This is a genomic window from Micromonospora sp. NPDC047740 (assembly GCF_043204735.1).
In the GTDB taxonomy this organism is placed as follows: Bacteria; Actinomycetota; Actinomycetes; order Mycobacteriales; family Micromonosporaceae; genus Micromonospora.
In genome coordinates, this window is sequence record NZ_JBIDCT010000006.1 from 87,866 (window position 1) to 104,701 (window position 16,836).

At 72.9% G+C, this 16,836-nt stretch carries 14 protein-coding genes; 3 read left to right on the plus strand and 11 right to left on the minus strand.

Annotation, left to right across the window (positions count from 1 at the left end):
• The first annotated feature begins 36 nt into the window (after positions 1-36).
• Positions 37-1,053: a sigma-70 family RNA polymerase sigma factor gene (locus ACGF4F_RS13170; RefSeq protein WP_357443596.1), complete on the plus strand. Its 1,017-nt coding sequence runs from the start codon at positions 37-39 to the stop codon at positions 1,051-1,053.
• A 77-nt stretch (positions 1,054-1,130) separates the two neighbouring features.
• Positions 1,131-1,991, plus strand: coding sequence for an SgcJ/EcaC family oxidoreductase (locus ACGF4F_RS13175; RefSeq protein WP_357443598.1), 861 nt, complete (start codon positions 1,131-1,133; stop codon positions 1,989-1,991).
• A 42-nt stretch (positions 1,992-2,033) separates the two neighbouring features.
• Here ACGF4F_RS13175 and ACGF4F_RS13180 read toward each other — a convergent pair whose 3' ends face one another.
• The 11 genes from ACGF4F_RS13180 to ACGF4F_RS13230 form a co-directional block, all read right to left on the minus strand.
• Entirely contained in the window at positions 2,034-3,329 is a 1,296-nt protein-coding gene (locus ACGF4F_RS13180; protein ID WP_357443686.1) for an MFS transporter, read from the minus strand.
• 121 nt (positions 3,330-3,450) lie between these two features.
• Positions 3,451-4,524, minus strand: a complete 1,074-nt coding sequence (locus ACGF4F_RS13185) for a hypothetical protein (protein ID WP_357443600.1) — start codon at positions 4,522-4,524, stop codon at positions 3,451-3,453.
• A gap of 254 nt (positions 4,525-4,778) precedes the next feature.
• Positions 4,779-6,923, minus strand: a complete 2,145-nt coding sequence (locus ACGF4F_RS13190) for an FUSC family protein (protein ID WP_357443602.1) — start codon at positions 6,921-6,923, stop codon at positions 4,779-4,781.
• 312 nt (positions 6,924-7,235) lie between these two features.
• On the minus strand, positions 7,236-8,444 hold the full coding sequence (locus ACGF4F_RS13195) for an exo-alpha-sialidase (protein ID WP_357443604.1): 1,209 nt from the start codon (positions 8,442-8,444) through the stop codon (positions 7,236-7,238).
• Positions 8,441-9,238, minus strand: coding sequence for an aldolase/citrate lyase family protein (locus ACGF4F_RS13200; protein ID WP_357443605.1), 798 nt, complete (start codon positions 9,236-9,238; stop codon positions 8,441-8,443). Before ACGF4F_RS13200 ends, ACGF4F_RS13195 begins: the two co-directional genes overlap by 4 nt.
• Before the next feature lie 20 nt (positions 9,239-9,258).
• Positions 9,259-10,236 (minus strand): aldo/keto reductase, encoded by a 978-nt coding sequence (locus ACGF4F_RS13205; RefSeq protein WP_393077298.1) that lies wholly within the window; start codon positions 10,234-10,236, stop codon positions 9,259-9,261.
• Positions 10,233-11,081: an ATP-binding cassette domain-containing protein gene (locus ACGF4F_RS13210; RefSeq protein WP_393077300.1), complete on the minus strand. Its 849-nt coding sequence runs from the start codon at positions 11,079-11,081 to the stop codon at positions 10,233-10,235. The genes ACGF4F_RS13205 and ACGF4F_RS13210 overlap by 4 nt, the downstream gene beginning before the upstream one ends.
• Positions 11,078-11,926, minus strand: a complete 849-nt coding sequence (locus ACGF4F_RS13215) for an ABC transporter ATP-binding protein (protein WP_393077303.1) — start codon at positions 11,924-11,926, stop codon at positions 11,078-11,080. The genes ACGF4F_RS13210 and ACGF4F_RS13215 overlap by 4 nt, the downstream gene beginning before the upstream one ends.
• Positions 11,926-12,825, minus strand: coding sequence for an ABC transporter permease (locus ACGF4F_RS13220; RefSeq protein WP_393077306.1), 900 nt, complete (start codon positions 12,823-12,825; stop codon positions 11,926-11,928). Before ACGF4F_RS13220 ends, ACGF4F_RS13215 begins: the two co-directional genes overlap by 1 nt.
• Positions 12,822-13,754, minus strand: a complete 933-nt coding sequence (locus tag ACGF4F_RS13225; RefSeq protein ID WP_357443612.1) for an ABC transporter permease — start codon at positions 13,752-13,754, stop codon at positions 12,822-12,824. The genes ACGF4F_RS13220 and ACGF4F_RS13225 overlap by 4 nt, the downstream gene beginning before the upstream one ends.
• An 8-nt stretch (positions 13,755-13,762) precedes the next feature.
• The gene (locus ACGF4F_RS13230) at positions 13,763-15,385 is read right to left on the minus strand and encodes an ABC transporter substrate-binding protein (RefSeq protein WP_393077309.1); all 1,623 of its coding nucleotides are present in this window, start codon (positions 15,383-15,385) and stop codon (positions 13,763-13,765) included.
• A 227-nt stretch (positions 15,386-15,612) separates the two neighbouring features.
• On the opposite strand from ACGF4F_RS13230, the gene ACGF4F_RS13235 reads away from it, so the two are divergent.
• A complete protein-coding gene (locus ACGF4F_RS13235; protein WP_357443616.1) occupies positions 15,613-16,827 on the plus strand; it encodes a four-carbon acid sugar kinase family protein in 1,215 nt (404 codons plus the stop codon).
• Positions 16,828-16,836 lie beyond the last annotated feature (9 nt).

Sequence of the window (16,836 nt, forward strand, 5' to 3'; positions counted from 1 at the left end):
GTGGGTGCCGGTGGCGCATCAGGACGGAGCTGGCACGTGCGGACCGAGCAGGGCGGAGAGCCGTCGGTGACGGAGTTGCTCACCGCAGCGCGTGCCGGCGACGGGGATGCCTTCGGCCGGCTCGTCGGGCCGATGCGCGACGAGTTGCGGGCGCACTGTTACCGGATGCTCGGTTCGGTTCATGACGCGGAGGATGCCGTCCAGGACGCGCTGGACCGGGCTTGGCGCAGCCTGCAGCGGTTCGAGCACCACGGATCGATCCGGCCATGGCTGTACAAGATCGCGACGAACCGGTCGTTGACGCTCGTCGAGCGCAGGGGGCGGCGGGAGCTGCCCGCGGATCTGAGCTCCGAGGGTGCGCCGCTGGCGGAACGGGCGTGGCTGGAACCGTACCCGGATCAGCTGATGGGCTGGACCGCACGGCTGAGCCCGGAGGACCGCGTGCTCGCGCGGGAGAGCGTCGAGCTGGCGTTCGTCGCCGCCCTGCAGCACCTGTCGCCTCGGCAGCGAGCCGTCCTGCTGCTCCGCGAGGTGCTCGGTTACTCCGCCGCCGAGGCGGCCGAGCTGTTGGACACCACGGTCGCCGCGGTCAACAGCGCCCTGCAGCGAGCCCGGAAGGTGCTCGCCGACCTGCTGCCGCAGACCAGTCAGCGACAGAGCCTGGACGCGCTGGGCGACGCGACGCAGCGGGAGGTGGTCAAGCGGTATCTGACCGCGTGGGAGGCCGGCGACGTCGACGCCATCGTGGCGATGCTGACCGAGGACGCACGGTACTCGATGCCACCGCTGAGCACCTGGTACGAGGGCCGGGACGCCGTCCGCGAGTTCCTGGTCGAGGCGGTGCTCCAGCATCGCTGGCGCTTCCGGCCGGTGCGGGCCAACGGGCAGCTCGCGTTCGGCACCTACCGATGGGACGACGAGCGCCTCGCGTACGTCCCGGCCGGCCTGGACCTGCTCACGCTGCGTGGTGGCCGGGTGGCCGAGGTGGTCTCGTTCCTGGACGCCCACTTTCCCACCTTCGGCCTGCCGGCACAGTTGGCCGAGAAAGTCTGACGGCGCGCGATGAGTTTCCGGGCCGGCTCGGGTTGTAGTCCTGACGGACACACCAAACCGAGAGGGCCCCACGGAGCATGCCTACCGACGAGGAACAGATCCGCACCCTGATCGAGCGCTGGGCCGACGCGGTCCACCGCGGTGACCTCAACGCCGTCCTTGCCGACCACGCCAAGGACATCGTGATGTTCGACGTGCCGCCACCGCAGCAGGGCGTCCGCGGCCTGGACGCCTACCGGGAAACCTGGCCGCCGTTCTTCCAGTGGCAGGCCCAGGGCGCCTCGTTCGAGATCGAGTCGCTGGACATCACCGCCGGCGACGAGGTTGCCTTCGCGTACGCGCTGCTGCGCTGCGGCACCCCGGACGAGTTCGCCCACGATCCCGACAACCGGCTCCGGCTGACGCTAGGCCTCCGCAAGCAGGACGGCCGGTGGGTCGTCGCCCACGAGCACCACTCCTTCCCACTCACCGACCCGGCCCCCGCTGACGTCCACCCCGACCGGCGCGACGACGCCGCCGAGCAGGACCTGCGCCGGCTGCACCAGCGGTGGTTCGACCGCACCGCCGCGAAGGACCTCGACGGCCTGATGGCGGGCATCGCCGACGACGTCATCTCCTACGAACACGACCATCCGCTGCAGCACGTCGGCGTGCAGGCGGTACGCGAGGTCTGCAAGGCCGGCCTCGACGCCGCCGGCGACGGCAGCGTCACCTGGCAGGTGCCCGACCTGAAGATCCTGGTCAACGGCGATCTGGCGGTCGCCTGGGGTCTCAACCAGGTCCGGGTGACGCCGACCGACGGCCAGACCGCCGACAGTTGGTCGCGCGGAACCCGGATCTTCGAACGGCGAGACGGCGCCTGGTTGATGATCCACCAGCACCTGTCGTACCCCTACGACCCGTCCACCGGCCAAGCGCGGACCGACCTGCATCCGTAGTCCTCGTTCCCCGCGCCGATCGTTGCTCCCGACGGATGTGGCTCAGGTGGGGACGGCCGGTCCGGCAGGTGCCGTGACCGGGCCGTCCCCCGGCCCGGGGGGAACGTGCTCGGCCGACCCTGCGTCGGCCGCCCGGGCGGGGGCCGCCGCCGGCAGCCGACGGACGTCCCGGCTGGCCAACATGCCGAGTACGGCGAGCACCACCAACGCCGCGAGGATCAGCAGCGTGTCGCGGGGGCCGATCACCGCGGCGATCGGTCCGACCGCCACCTGGCCGAGTGGGATGGCGACGAAGGAGCCCAACATGTCGTACGAGTAGACGCGGGCCAGCCGTTCGGCGGGGATGTGCTGCGCGATCGAGGTGTCCCAGGCGACCGCGAACTGTTCCACGGCGATGCCGACGGCCACGCCGGCGGCCAGCAGCACGGCGACGGTCGGCGCCAGGGCCAGCGCCAACAGCAGGAACGACTCGGCGAACATGCAGGCCACCCCGAGCAGCAGCAGCCGGCGTACCCGGATCCGCAGGGCGACCAGCCCGCCGACGACCATTCCGGCGGTCTCCGCGGCCAGCACCACCCCCCAGGCGCTGCGGCCGATCGTCGCATCGGCGACGGCCGGGCCCAGCACGTTCACGCCGCCGGCGAGGGCCGCATTGAGGATCATGAAGCCGAGCACCACCACCCAGACCCAGGTCCGCGCGGTGAACTCGGTCCATCCCTCACGGAGGTCGGCGACGATGCTCGTGCCACTGGTCCGTGCCCTCGGGGCGGCGACCCGGACTCCGGTGAAGGCGACGGCCGCGATGGCGAAGGTGAGCGCGTCGATGGCGAGGCCCCAGCCGGGGCCGACGGCGGCCACCAGGAGCCCGCCGAGCGCGGCGCCTCCGATCATGCCCGCGTTCATGCCGAGCCGGATGATCGCGTTGGCCGGCTGGATCATGTCCGGCGGCACGGTCTGCGGCGTCGCGGCGGCCGAGGCCGGCTGGGCCAGCGCGCTCACGACGCCGTTGGCCGCGCTGAGCGCCAGCAACAGCGGGATCGTCGCCGTACCGGTGAGCACCAGAGCGGCCACCGCCGCCTGGGTCGACGCGCCGAGCAGATTGGAGCCGACCAGCACCACCCGGCGCGGAATCCGGTCGGCTACCACCCCGCCGAAGAGCACGAACAGCACGTTCAGCAGCGACCGTGCGCCAACCACCAGGCCCAGGTCGCGCACCGAGCCGGTCAGATCGAGCACGGCGAAGGCCAGCGCGATGGGAGCAACCCCGTTGCCCAGCATGTTCACCAGGCGGCCGGTCGCGAGGTAGCGGAACGCGGCGAACCGCAGCGGAGCGAACATCACGCTCCCATCCCGGACAGGTTTGGTGTCACAGATGACGGACGCGGCACCGGCCCACTCAACCACTTCGGGGCGTGGTGCCGCGTCCCGCAACCGGCGTGATCTTCGTCCGGTCGCGCGGTCAGCGGGTGCGCGGCGGGGTGAGCCGGTAGGCGCCGCGGGGATCCCAGCCGGCCTGCCAGCCGGCCGCAAGCGCCTCCTGCAGCACAGCGCCGACGGCGTGCTGCCAGGCGCTGGCCGCGGCCGGGTCGTCGCGGCGCAGCGCGGAGATGTCGGCCGGCACCGCGACCAGCGCGGCGGGAGCGGCGGCCCAGGCCGGGTCGAGCACCGGCAGCCCGTCCGGGGCGGCGGCGACCGCCCACACCGGTGTGGCGGCGCCGTCGGCGGGTACGGCGGGCGTGCCGGTGAGGTGCCAGGCGACGAGCAACCGGTCGTAGGGCAGTGGGGTGTGGCTGTCGGCGTCGCGGAGACCCTCGTAGCCGGGCAGGAACGCCTCCACGGTCGCGCCGAGCCGGCGCAGGTTGAGGTTGGCGTTGACCGCGGCCATGGCGTCGAACGTCCAGCGGATCTCGGTGACGCCCCGGTCGATCGCCCAGGCCCGCTGGGCGAGCTTCAGCGCGACCGACACGCCGCGGCCGCGGGCGGTGGGCAACACCGCCATCGGGCCGGACTGCACCAGCGGCTGGCCGTTGGCGGTCCACCCCGGCAACGCGAGCACCACGCCGACGGGGATCTCGTTGTCCCAGGCCAGCAGCATCGGAGCGCCGGCGGCGAGCAGGTTGCGCAGCAGGCTTGGTGGATAGAAGTGGTGTCCGGCGCCCGGGGCGAAGACCCCGTCGAGGACGCTGACGGCGGCGGCGACGTCGACGTGCGTGTCGACCGGGCGGATGTCGACGCCGGCGCGGGCGGCGGCCGACGTGGCTGGATCGGTCGGCTCCGGCGCGGGCGTGGTGAGGGCCGCGACCGGATCGGCCAGCGGGTCGGGGGCGAACACCTGCCGGGTCGCGGCCTCGACCAGCTCGGTGATCGCGGCGGCGGCCTGCACCGGATCGTCGGCGAGCACCTGCGGGCCCTCGGCGGGCAGCAGTTCGGCGATGACGTCGCCGATGACGGCCTCGGGCACGTCGGCGGGCAGGACGTCGGCGACGATCTCGGCCAGCGGACCGGCGACGGGGTCGGTGACGGGCTCGGACACGGCGGCCTGCCTTCGGCGTGCGTACGGGATGGGGTGGCGACGCCGGTGTCCGGAGGCCGGGCGTCGGACGGCCACTGTCCCCGTGTCGGAGACCGAGCCGGCGACAGGCCGGTGACCTGCGGATGAACATGTCACGACTGGGCGTGTCGAGCGGCGAGCGTAGCCGATCCGGCCGTTGCCGGCGAGCGCCTTCTTCCGCACGCCCGCGATCCGCCGTCGCTACGGCGGCAGCGGGCGGCAGCTCGTGCGGCCGGTCAGCGCCACCAGGGCCGGCGCGCCACCGCGACCGCACGGTCGACGGGTTCGGCCAGGTCGTCGCCGACCTGGTGGATGCTGCGGATCCATTCGGTCGCGACCACCAGCGCCATCGCGGATCCGGCCGCCGCCTCGTCGTCACGCCACCGTTGCAGGCAGGTACGCACCGGCCCGTCCAGATCCGGCAGGGCCGGCCAGGATGATCCGGACCTCGTGTCGGCCAACCGGTCGGCCAGCCGCCCCAGCCCGCTCAGCAGCGCCTGCTGCGCCGTTCGGACGGGCTCGACCGCGTCCCGGCACTCGTCGGCCCGGTAGCCGAACTCGGTGACCGCGTTCTCCAGCAGGTTGGCCGCCATGGCCAGGTAGTTGGCCCCGGACAGCAGGGCCACAGCCGTCGAGGAGTCGAGCGGTCCGGCCGACCGCTCGGCCAGGTAGGCGCCGAGCGCCAGCTCGGCCCGGGTCCGGGCGCCCGCCGGCGGGGCCGGAGCGGGCAGCTGTTCGGCGCCGACGGCCAGCACCCGGTCGAAGGCGTGCCGGAGCCGCCCGATCGCGGCCCGTTGGTACGCGGCGACACTCCGGATGAACTGCCGGCGCGTCCCGTGCGGCCACAGCAGCAGGCTGAGCGCGACGCTGACGGCGACCCCGACGGCGACGTCCTCCAGCCGGATCAGGCCCAAGCGCCATCCCACCGGGGCGAGCAGGTTGAAAATGATCATCAGGTCGACCGTGAACGCGGCCTGGCTGAGCAGGAACCGCTGGGAGCCGGAGGTGTACGCGGACAGGAACACCGCGGCCGGCAGCACCGCCCACAGCCACGCCGGGTGCCCGGCGGTCGCGATGACCACGGCCGAACCGACGGCGACACCCACCACGTTGCCGGCGATGGCACGAAGCACCGAGCGGGCGGTTCCCAGGGCGTTGGTCCGCAGCACCTGCAACGTACCCAGCACCACCCAGAACGCGTGTGGCAGGCCCAGCCGAACGGCGAGCCACACCGACACCGCCAGGCCGACCGCGGCCCGCAGGCTGTCCTGCAACGCGATCGAGCCCGGCGCCGCGGAGGACGCCAGCCACCGCAGCCGCCGATGGCGGACCTGCTGGTCGCCCAGGACCTCCCGGCCTCGTCCACTGCTCCGGGCGCCGGTGTCCTGGCCCGCCGCCGCCGTTGCGTTGGCCGCCACCGCTGTCGCCAGGTATGCCAGCACGCGCAGCGTGTGGTCGACGTTCAACGCGGCGAGGATCTGCTCACCGGCTGTTGATGGGCCCAGCGACCGCCGCACCCACCGCTCCAGCGCGCGCCGGTGCGCCCACCGCCGCTCGTCGACCGCACGGACGTCCGGCCCGCCCGCCCGGCCCGCCAGCGTGGCGGCGCTGGCCCGCAGGACGCCCGACATCGCCGCCACCAACTCACCCTCGGTTCCGGTGCCCCGCCGGGCGAGGTGTTCGGGCCGGTACAGCGGATGACCGGCGACGCCCACGATCAACTGCAGATCGCCGATGAGTTCGGCGTACCCGCGCAGTCGATGCCGCGAGCCGATCGACCGGCTCGCCGTGCCGGCGTACCGGCGGCGAGCCGTGTCGACCGCCTCCGCCGCCGCCTGCCGGAGCCGGCTGAGACCCGGATCGTCCGGAGTGCGCGCCATCGCATCGATCAGGTCGGCTGCCGCGCGGCAGGCCGCGCCGGCGGCACGGGTCAGCGCCACCGGCCCGGCGCGGGGCAGCAGCAGGCCGGCGAGGGTCGCGGCGAGGCCGGCGAACAGCCATCCGGCCACCCGCATCGGAAGCTGCCCCGCGGCGGGGGGCAGCGTGACGGCCAGGACGAAGGAGAGCAGCAGGCCCAGCCGGGCCGTGCTGACGTGGCCGCCCACCACCGCGGCGAGGAAGGTGGTGACGAATGCCAGCAGGAACATCACGGCCGGGATGGCGACCGCCGAGCGGGACACCACCGTGCCGAGCACCACCAGGACCGCTCCCGCCGCGGTGGCGAGCAGGTAGGAGCGGGTCCGTTCCCGGCGGGTGCCACCGAAGTCACTCATGATCAGCAGAGCGAAGCCGCCGAAGATGGTGAACGTGGCGAACGACTGGTTGCGCACCACGTACTGTCCGACCGCGAACAGACCCGGCAGCACGATCGCGGCGCGCACCCCGGCTCTCGGCGCGCTCCGCTCGGGATCAGCCAGCGACGTCACCGCCCGGCGGAGGCGCCTGCGCGCGATCCCGCCGGGTGCTGCCGGCCCGCCGGCTCCGCCGCCGGAACTCCGGCTGTCCGGCCGACCGTCGGCGCCGTTCACCCCGTCGGGCTCCCCCATGCGGCATCAGTAGCCAGCAGCGAACCCACTACACCCCGGGCCGCGGCAAAAGATACGTACCCGAACCGACTCGACGGGGTCCGCCGATGCCGGCACCGGCGGTGAAACAGGCACGAAACCGGCCGGGAGCCGGCCGTCGACTTCCACCTAGTCGCGTTTCCCGACCGCTTCAGTCCGCAACATCTGGGCGGGGACGCGCAGGTAACGGATCGCCCGCCGGTGGTGGGTGAACGCGACGTGCAGGTCCCCCGCGCTGTCCACCATCAGCGACGGGTAGCTCAGCTCCCGGTTGATCCCGTCGCGGGAGTTGTTCGACAGGGCGTACCCGTCACCGTCGGCCAGCAGCCAGCGCCGCGGCCAGGTCGAGCCGTCGTCGGCGGAGACGGCGAGGACCAGCGGTGCCCGGGGTGCGCCCCAGAAGGCGGTCCGGTCACCGTCACCGTCCTCGACCGCCCGCACCTGCGGGACGGCATCCTCGACGATTCCCGCTCCGTCGATCTCGTCGTACAGCGAGACCCGGCGGGCCACCGCGTCGCGGCGGCTGCTGTCGTTGAACGCCAGGGCGGTCAGGCCGCCGGGCAGCGCGACCGCCTGGATCGAGGAGTTGTTGTTCGGCAACCCGACGGGGTGCGGCGGCTGCCAGGTGATCCCGTCCGGTGAGCCGCTGCGGTACACGTGGTCGGCCCAGCGGCTGCGGAAGTAGGCGGTCAGGCCCCCGCCGGGGCGCGGCACGATGTTCATGTGGACCCGCCCGGTCGATGCCGGCACCGGCGCCTCCTGCCAGCTGCCACCGCGGTCGTCGGAGAACCAGACGCTGCTCGTGTCGTGTTCCCCGCTCCACGCCCGACCGGCCACCCTCGGGCAGGCGAACGTCGGCAGCAGCCACCGCCCCGACGGCAGGACGACCGGGGGCTGCCGCACGAAGACGCCGCCGTGCGGGGACGACAGCAGGTCCCGCACCGGCCCCCAGGTGCGGCCCGAGTCGACGGACACGCGAGCCCGGACCACCGCGGTGTCCTGGTCCCCGGCGTGCTGCGCGGTGTGCAGCAGCCACAGCTCGCCGGTGGGCGCGGTGAACAGCACCGGATTCTGCTCGGAGCGGGTGGCGTCGTCGCTGAGTCGCACCGGGTCGCGCCACCGGTCGGTGCCGGCCGGCAGGCGGGAGAACCAGACACAGATGTCGGCCACTCCCTCCTGCGTACCGCCGAACCACACACAGCCCAGGTCGCCGTCGGGCAGCACCGCCAGGTTGGCCGCGTGGGACTGCACCGTCCGGGTGGGCAGGTACGCCTCACCGAAGCCGTCCGGTCGGGCCCGCACCAGCCCGTCCGTGGCCGGTGCGGCGGGGCGGCTCATCCCGCACCACCGGCGGCCCTCAGGTGGTCGGCCGCCGCGCGTTCCAGGTGTACGAGGTCCGAGGAGACCGTCGCGAACGTGAAGCCCTCCGCCAGTCGGCGGGCGGCGTCCGCACCGGCCGGGGTGTGGATCCCCGCCGCCACGCCCGCCTCGGCGGCGGCCCGGCTGATCCGCCGCAGCGCCGCCTCGAACACCTCCGCCACCGCCGGGTCGCCCGGGTACGCCCCGCCGACCGCCAGGCACAGGTCCGAGGGGCCGACGTACACGCCGGTGAGACCCGGCACGGCGCAGATCTTCTCGACGTTGTCCAACCCCTCGGGGGTCTCGATCATGGCCAGGCAGGCAACCGACGCGTCGGCCTCCGCCGGCACCGGGCCCACCCGCAGCGCCGAGCGCATCGGCCCGTACGACCGGACGCCGCGCGGCGGGTACGTCGCCGCGGCCACCGCGCGCGCCGCGTCGTCCGCCGAGTTGACCAGCGGCACGATCACCCCGGCGGCGCCGGCGTCGAGGGCCTGGCCGATGTGGAACGGGTCGTTCGCCCCGACCCGCACCATTCCCACCGAGCCGCCACCGGCGTCGATCGCGGTCAGGCCGCGCAGGATCCCGCCGTACTCGACCAGTCCGTGCTGGGCGTCGATGCAGACGTAGTCGTAGCCCAGCCGGGCGATACGCTCGGTGGACACCGGCGAGTCCATGATCACCCAGTAGCCCAGCGCGCGCTCGCGGCGGCGGAGCCGGTCGGTGAAGGCGCGGGCGGTGGGCCGGGCGGCTGGCGGTTGCTCGGTGGTCACGATGGTCCTTCCTGGGTGGGTCAGCGGTTGTAGGCGGGCATCGGGCCGGCGAGGACGCGGCCGACCTCGTCGCAGGCGTCGAGCACGTCGCGCGGCAGCGGCCCGCGGGCCGCTGCCTGGATGTTGTCGCGCAGCTGCTGCGGCTTGGACCCGCCGAGCAGGACCGACGTCACCACCTCCCGGGACAGCAGCCAGCGCAGCGACAGCTCGGGCAGCGGTATCCCGGCGTCGTCGGCGATGTGCGACAGCCCCTCCACCGCCTCGAAGATCGGCCGGTTCCAGTACCGGTCGCGGTACATGCCCGACAGCGCGGAGCTGCCGAATCGGCCCTCGACCGGCGCCGTGTCGAACGAGTGCCGGCCGGTCAGCAGGCCACCGCCGAGCGGGTTGTAGACGACCGTGGCCAGTTCGTGGGTCCGCGCGTACTCGACGTACTCGTCCTCGATGCGACGGGCCACCAGGTTGTACAGCTGCTGCGCCACGACGGGCCGCGGCGCGCCGGCGGCCGCGCACGCCGCCGCGACGTCGCTGATCTGCCACGCCGCGTAGTTCGACACCCCGATCGCCCCGGCCAGTCCGTCGCGGACCAGGTCGGCGAGCGCCTCGGCGGTCTCCTCCAGCGGCACCGACCGGTCCGGCTGATGCAGGTAGAACAGGTCGACCCGGTCGGTGCCGAGCCGGCGCAGGCTGGCCTCGAGGGAGGCCCGGACGCCCTTGCGGGACAGCAGCGGGTGGCCGCCGGCGTCCCCCGGGTAGATGCCGGCCTTGGTGGCCACGGTGACCTGGTCCCAGCGGCCCCGCAGGATCTCGCCGAGCATCTGCTCGCTGCGCCCGCCGGCGTAGCCGTTGGCGGTGTCGAAGGAGGTCAGGCCGTGGTCCAGGGCCACGTCGACCATGGCACGGGCGGTGTCCAGGTCGGCGGTGTCGCCGAAGGTCATGGTGCCCAGCACGAGTTCGGGCAGCGGGCGGCGCAGCCCGGTCAGCGGGGTGTGCCTCATGATGCCACCGCGCTCTCCGCCGCCCTGGCCGCCGCGACCTGCCGGACGATTTCGCGGGGTTTGCGGCCGGTGATCAGCGCCGGCTCCAGGACGCTGCGGCGCAGCCGCCGGGTGTACTCGTCCCGGGGCCGCTGCAGGACCTCCTCCGTCGGGCCCTGTTCGACGACCCGGCCGGTGCGCAGCACCAGCACCTCGTCGCTCACCGCCCGCACCACTCCCAGGTTGTGCGAGATGAACAGGAACGTCAGGCCCTGCTCCCGCCGCAGCGTGCCGAGAATGTCGAGGACCTGCGCCTGCACGGAGACGTCGAGGGCGCTGGTCGCCTCGTCGCAGACCAGCAGGTCGGGCTCGGACGCCAGCGCCCGGGCGATGCCGATTCGCTGGCGCTGGCCGCCGGAGAACTCGTGCGGCCTGCGGTGCAGCGCCGAGCGGGGCAGGCCGACCCGGTCGAGCAGCTCGGCCGCCCGCCGCTCCCGGACGCTGCGCGACCGCTCGCCGCGTACGGCGATCGGCTCCGCCACGATCTGCTGAGCGTCCAGGTGCGGGTCGAGCGAACCGTACGGGTCCTGGAAGACCATCTGGATACGGTGCCGCAGCGGTCGCAGTTGCCGCTCGGTGAGGCCGGCCAGGTCGACGCCGTCGAAGGTGATCGACCCGGCGGCCGGCTTGACCAGCCGGACCAGGGCCCGGGCGATGGTCGACTTGCCCGAGCCGGACTCGCCCACCACGGCCAGCGAGCCACCGCGGGGGATCCGGAAGGAGACGTCGTCGACCGCGCGGTGCAGCCCCGGGCCCAGGCCGTACTCCACCACAAGCCCACGGACGTCGAGCAGGGGCTGGTTCATGACACACCTTCCTTCGTCACCTGCGGCTGCCGCACGGCCGGCGTTCCCGGGTCGTCCCACGACCCGAGCTTCGGCAACGCCGCCAGCAGCTTCCTGGTGTACGGGTGCTGGGGCCGGTCGATCACGTCCTCCACGGCGCCGCTCTCCACGAACCGGCCGGACTGCATCACGTGCACCCGGTCGCTCATCAGCCGGGCGACCCCGAGGTCGTGGGTGATGAGCAGCATCGCGGCGCCGGTGCGTTCCTGAATCTCCAGCAGCAGGTCCAGGATGCCGGCCTGCACCGTCACGTCCAGCGCCGAGGTGGGCTCGTCGGCGACGATGAGGTCGGCCTCGGCCGACAGCGCCATGGCGATCAGGACCCGCTGGAGCATCCCGCCGGAGAGCTGGTGCGGGTAGGACTTCAGCCGCCGCTCCGGCTGGCTGAGGTGGACCGCCCGCAGCAGGTCGAGGACCCGCTCGCGGGCCTGCGACTTCGAGACGCCGCGGTGCGACAGCCGGATCGCCTCGGTCATCTGCCGGCCGATGGTGGCGATCGGGTTGAGCGCCGTCATCGGGTCCTGCGGGATCAGCGCCACCGTCCGGCCACGCAGGGCGGCGACGTGCCGCCGGCTGCCGATCACGTCCCGCCCGGCGATCTCCGCGTGGCCGCCGACCACGGCGAGGTCGTCCGGCAGCAGCCGGAGCAGGGCCATCGCCGTGGTCGACTTGCCGGAGCCGGACTCGCCGATGATCGTCACCGTCTCGCCGGGATCGATGCTGAAGCTGACCCCGTCGACCGCGCGCAGCGCGCCGAGCCCCGTCATCAGGTCGACGGTCAGGTCCCGCACAGTGAGCACGGCCATCAGGAGGTCACCGCCTTCGCGCGCCGCACCCGGTCGCGCAGTCCGTCCCCGAGTAGATTGACGCCGAGCACGAGCAGGGCGATCGCGACGCCGGGGATGGTCACCAGCCACCACGCGCCGGTCACGAAGAGTTCACGGCCGTCGGAGATGATGCCGCCCCAGGTCGGGTAGGGGCGCTGCACGCCGGCGCCGAGGAAGCTCAGCGCGCTCTCCAGCAGCACCGCCTGGGCGAGCAGCAGGAGCACCACGACCAGGGTCTGGGACAGGATGTTCGGGATGATGTGCCGGGCGATGATGCGCAGCCGGCCGAGCCCGAGGACCCGGGCGGCGGCCACGTACGGTTTCCCCCGTTCGACCAGCACGAGCGCCCGGGTCAGCCGGGCCGGTTCGGGCCACTGCGCGACGGCGATCACCAGGGTGATGACGAGGATCGACGGGCCGAACAGCGCCACGACGAGCAGCAGCATCAGCAGCAGCGGCAGGGACATCTGCGCCTCGAGCAGGCGCGAGATGACGGTGTCCACCCACCCGCCGAAGTAGCCGGCGGCGGCGCCGGCCACGATGCCGATCAGCCCGGACAGCAGGATCGCCAGCAGCCCGATAAGCAGCGAGGTCTGCCCGCCGTGCAGGATGCGCGAGAGCAGGTCGCGGCCGTTGGGGTCGGTGCCGAGCAGGTGCCCGGGGCTCAGCGGCGGCAGCGAGGTCTCCCGGAGCACGCCGTGCACCGGGTCGGGCAGCGGCAGGACGCGGGCGAGGGCCACCGGGACCACGACGACCCCCGTGCACAGCGCGCCGACCCACATCTTGATCGTGCTGTAACGGGCCTTGCGCGCCGCCGCCGACCGGCGTAGCACCTTGGGCGGCACGGCGGTACGGGTGGGAGAGGCGAGTTCGCTCATCGGCGGGCCTCCTGAAGCCGGACGCGGGGATCCATGAGGGGGTAGAGCATGTCCACCAGGAGTTGGACCAGCAGGGCGAGCACCACCGTCACCAGCACCGTCGCCTGGATCAGCGGGAAGTCCCGCCGTTCCAGGGCGTCCACCACCAGCTCGCCGACCCCGGGCCACTTGAAGACGACCTCGACGATCACCACGCCGTTGAGCATGGCGGCGAAGCGGGTGCCCAGCGCCGTGACCACCGGGATGGACGAGTTGGCGAAGGCGTACCGCCAGGTCAGGCGGCGCTCGGAGACGCCGCGGGACCGGGCGATGGTGACGTACGGGGCGTTGAGGTTGGTCACCATCTCGCGCCGGACGAGCCGCGAGATGAGGGCCACCTGCAGGATGACGATGGTCAGGCAGGGCAGCACGATCGAGCTCATCGAGGTGAACCCGGACGGCGGGAACCACTGCAGGTTCACCGCGAAGACGATCAGCAGCACGAAGCCGATCCAGAAGTCCGGCATCGACTGCCCGGCGATGGTCGCGATGTTGGCGCCGAGTTCCCCGGCGGTGTTGCCCCGGCGGGCCATCCACACCCCGAGCGGGATGGCCAGCAGGGCGGTCACGGCGATGGCCGCGACGGCGAGCGTGACGGTGTAGGGCAGGCGGTCCAGCACCACCTGCAACGCGGACTGGCGGAACTGGAACGACTCGCCGATGTCCCCGCGCAGCAGGTGCTGCAGGTAGGTCAGGTACTGCCCGAGGACGGGCTGGTCGAGCCCGAACTCGTGCCGTACGGCCGCCAGTTGCTCGCTGGACGGGTTGGGTGGCGCGTAGTTCACCGCCGGGTCGCCGGGTGCCATGCGCAGCAGGACGAAGACGACGGTGACGGTGAACCACGCGGTGAGCACCGTCTGGAGGAGGCGCTTGAGGAGGTAGCGGGGCATGGCGCTGCTCAGCCTGACACCCGGACCTTGGACAGGTCGTAGGAGTTGGCGGGGGAAAGCTCGAGGCTGGTGACCCGCTTGCGCTTGGCCAGGACGTTGTCCGGGGTCCAGGCCCACATGGCCGGCCAGAGCGCCCAGATCTTCTCCTGGGCCTGCTTGAGCAGCGCGTCCCGCTTGGCGGCGTCGGGCTCCGAGCCGGCCTGGTCGATCAGGCCGCTGATCTCCGGGAAGACGAAGCCGTGGTAGCTGTCGCGGGTCTTCTCCTTCTCGGCGGTGCCGCCGTACTGGCCCTGCAGGTTGGTGATGGCCAGGCCGGTCTGGTTGCCGTAGCCGTTGCCGAGGACGTCCCAGTCGCCGGACTCACCGCGGCGCCATGCGTTGATCTCACCACCCTTGGGAATCTCCTTCAGCTTCACCGTCACACCGACGTCGCCGAGCATGCTGACCAGCGCCTCCATCACCCGGGCGGCGCCGGCGAACTCGGACTCCTCCCAGATGAAGGTGAGGTCGAGCTTCGACACACCCTCGGCGGCCAGCATCTGCTTGGCCTTTGCCGGGTCGAAGGTGTACTGGCCGGTGCGGACGAAACCGGCGAGGGTCTTGGGCACCACGCCTTCGGCGGAGCTGACCACCCCGTTCATCAGGCTGGAGATCAGCGAGTCGTGGTCGACGGCGTGGCTGAGCGCCTCCCGGACCTTGGGGTTGGTCAGCGGGTGGCCGGCCGGCTTGCGGAAGTTGTAGAAGAGGTGGATCAGGCGGGTGCCCGGCTCCTGGATGAGCTCGATGTCGTTGTTCTTCTTCAGTGCCGCCGCCGACTCGGGGGTGATGGTGTCGATGACGTCGGCCTGGCCGGAGGTGATCGCGATGACCCGCCCGCCCTCCTCCTCCTGGTAGGAGATGTTCACCTCGTCGAGGAGTGCCTTCTCGCCCCAGTAGTTCTCGTTGCGGACGAGGCGGTAGGTGCCGGTGCCGGAGTCGGCGGAGGCGACCTTGAAGGGGCCGGTGCCGATGCCTTCGCGCAGCTCCTCCGGCTTGTTGGCCTTGGCCGGCGTGATGAGGATGTTCGACATCAGGGAGTCGAGCGTCACCAGCGGCTTGCTGGTGGTGAGCGTGAAGGTGCGGTCGTCGATCTTCGCGAACACGGGCTGCTCGGGGAACTGGGCGGCGACGAAGCTCGCCTTCACCTGGAAGTAGTACTTGAGCGCGGTCTCGACGTCCTCGACGGTGACCGGCGACTTGTCCGAGTAGTGGATGTCGTCGCGGAGCTTGACGGTCCACGTGGTGGGTGCGGTGAGCTCGAACGACTGGGCCAGCACCAGCTCGGGCTTGAGGTTCTGACCGATCCGGGTCAGGGCCTGCCGGACGGCGCGTTGGACGGTGACCGCGGCGTCGTACTGGTTGAGCTTGTTGTCGAGGCTCACCAGGTTGCGGTTGAGCACGATGCTGAGCTTGCCGCCGCCCCCGGACCCGGTGGCGCCGCCGGCGCCCTGCGGCCCCGCGCAGGCGCTCAGCGCCGAGCCGACGACGGTGCCCGCGCCCACGAGGCCGGCGAACTGCAGGAGCGCCCGGCGGGAGATCCCCCGACCGGGGCCGGCGCCGGTGGCGCCGCTCATCCCGACCTTGTCGGACATGAATTCCTCCTTGTGGTGGTTGGCAACATATGTCCGTTGTGACGGACGCCACTGGTGGTGGGGCCACGATGGCACAGTTGCGCGTTCTGCGCAATGCCGCTAGCGTCTTTCGCGTCGCTGAATGCATCCGAGCCGGCGGCCGGTCCCCCGGCCGAGCCCACGCGCGGGATGCCGCGACTCTGGATCGAAAGAGCAGTTCGCAGGCGCATTCAAGGGGAGGTGAGGGAATGCCGGAGCTGACCGTCGTGGCCGACGACCTGAGTGGAGCCGCCGAAGCCGCCGCCACCTTCCTGTTGCGCACAACGCGCATCTCGGTGCTCCTCGGCCACGAACCTCCACCCTGCGGGCCAGCGGACACCGTCACCCCGCCGCGCGTCGTGGCGGTCGACACCGCCACCCGGGCCCTGCACCCGACCGACGCAGCCGACCGGATCAAGTCACTGCTCACCGGGCAGCCGGGCGGAACCGTCCTGAAGAAGGTGGACTCCCTGCTCCGCGGCAACCTCGCCGCCGAGGTGGCGGCCCTGCACGCCGCCCTCGGTGCCACCCCGGTCGTCGCCACCGCACTTCCCGGCGCCGGGCGGATCGTGGTCGACGGCGTGCTGCACGTCCGCGGCGTCCCGCTGCACGAAACCGGCCTCTGGCACGCCGAAGAACGACCCGCCCCGCGCGACCTCGCCGCGGCGCTCGCGCCCCTGCCGACCCGCACGGTGCCCCTCACCGTCGTACGCGGCGGCCCCCAGAACCTGGCCCGCTCCCTGGCGGCGGCGATCGCGGCCGGGCTCGTACCGGTCTGCGACGCCGCGACCGACGCCGACCTCGACACCGTCTGCGCCGCGGCGCGCCTGGCCACCGAACGGCCGTTGCTGGTCGGCTCCGCCGGGCTCGCCGCCGCGGCAGCCCGCGGCATGGCACCGGATCCCGACCCCGCCGCTGACCCCACCGACGCTCTGCCGGCCGCCGGCGCGGTGCTGGTCGTCGCCGGGACCGCCGCCCCCACCATTCGAACTCAGCTCGCCGCGCTGGCCCGCCGGGCCGACGTCGTGCTGCGCCTCGACCCCGAGGCCCTGCTGAGCGACCCGGCCGCCGCGGCCCACCAGGTGACCGCCCGCCTGGACGGCGCGCGCTGCGCGGCGGTCACCATCGACGGCCGCGCCGAGATCCGTCCCCACCTCGCGACGCGCCTGGCGACCGCCCTCGCCGAGGCCGTGGCACCGTCGACCATGGACGGACGCGCCCTCGTGCTCACCGGCGGCGAGACCGCCCGCGCGGTCCTCGACCGGCTCGGCGTCGCGCGCCTGCGACCCGTCGCCGAGCGGGAAGGCGCCGTGCTCTCGCATACCGACACGGGGCGCGTCGTGGTGACCCGCCCGGGCAGCTTCGGCGGCCCCACCTCCCTCACCGACCTCGTCCGCATCGTGCTGTCCGAGCACGTGACCTGAAGGAGCCGA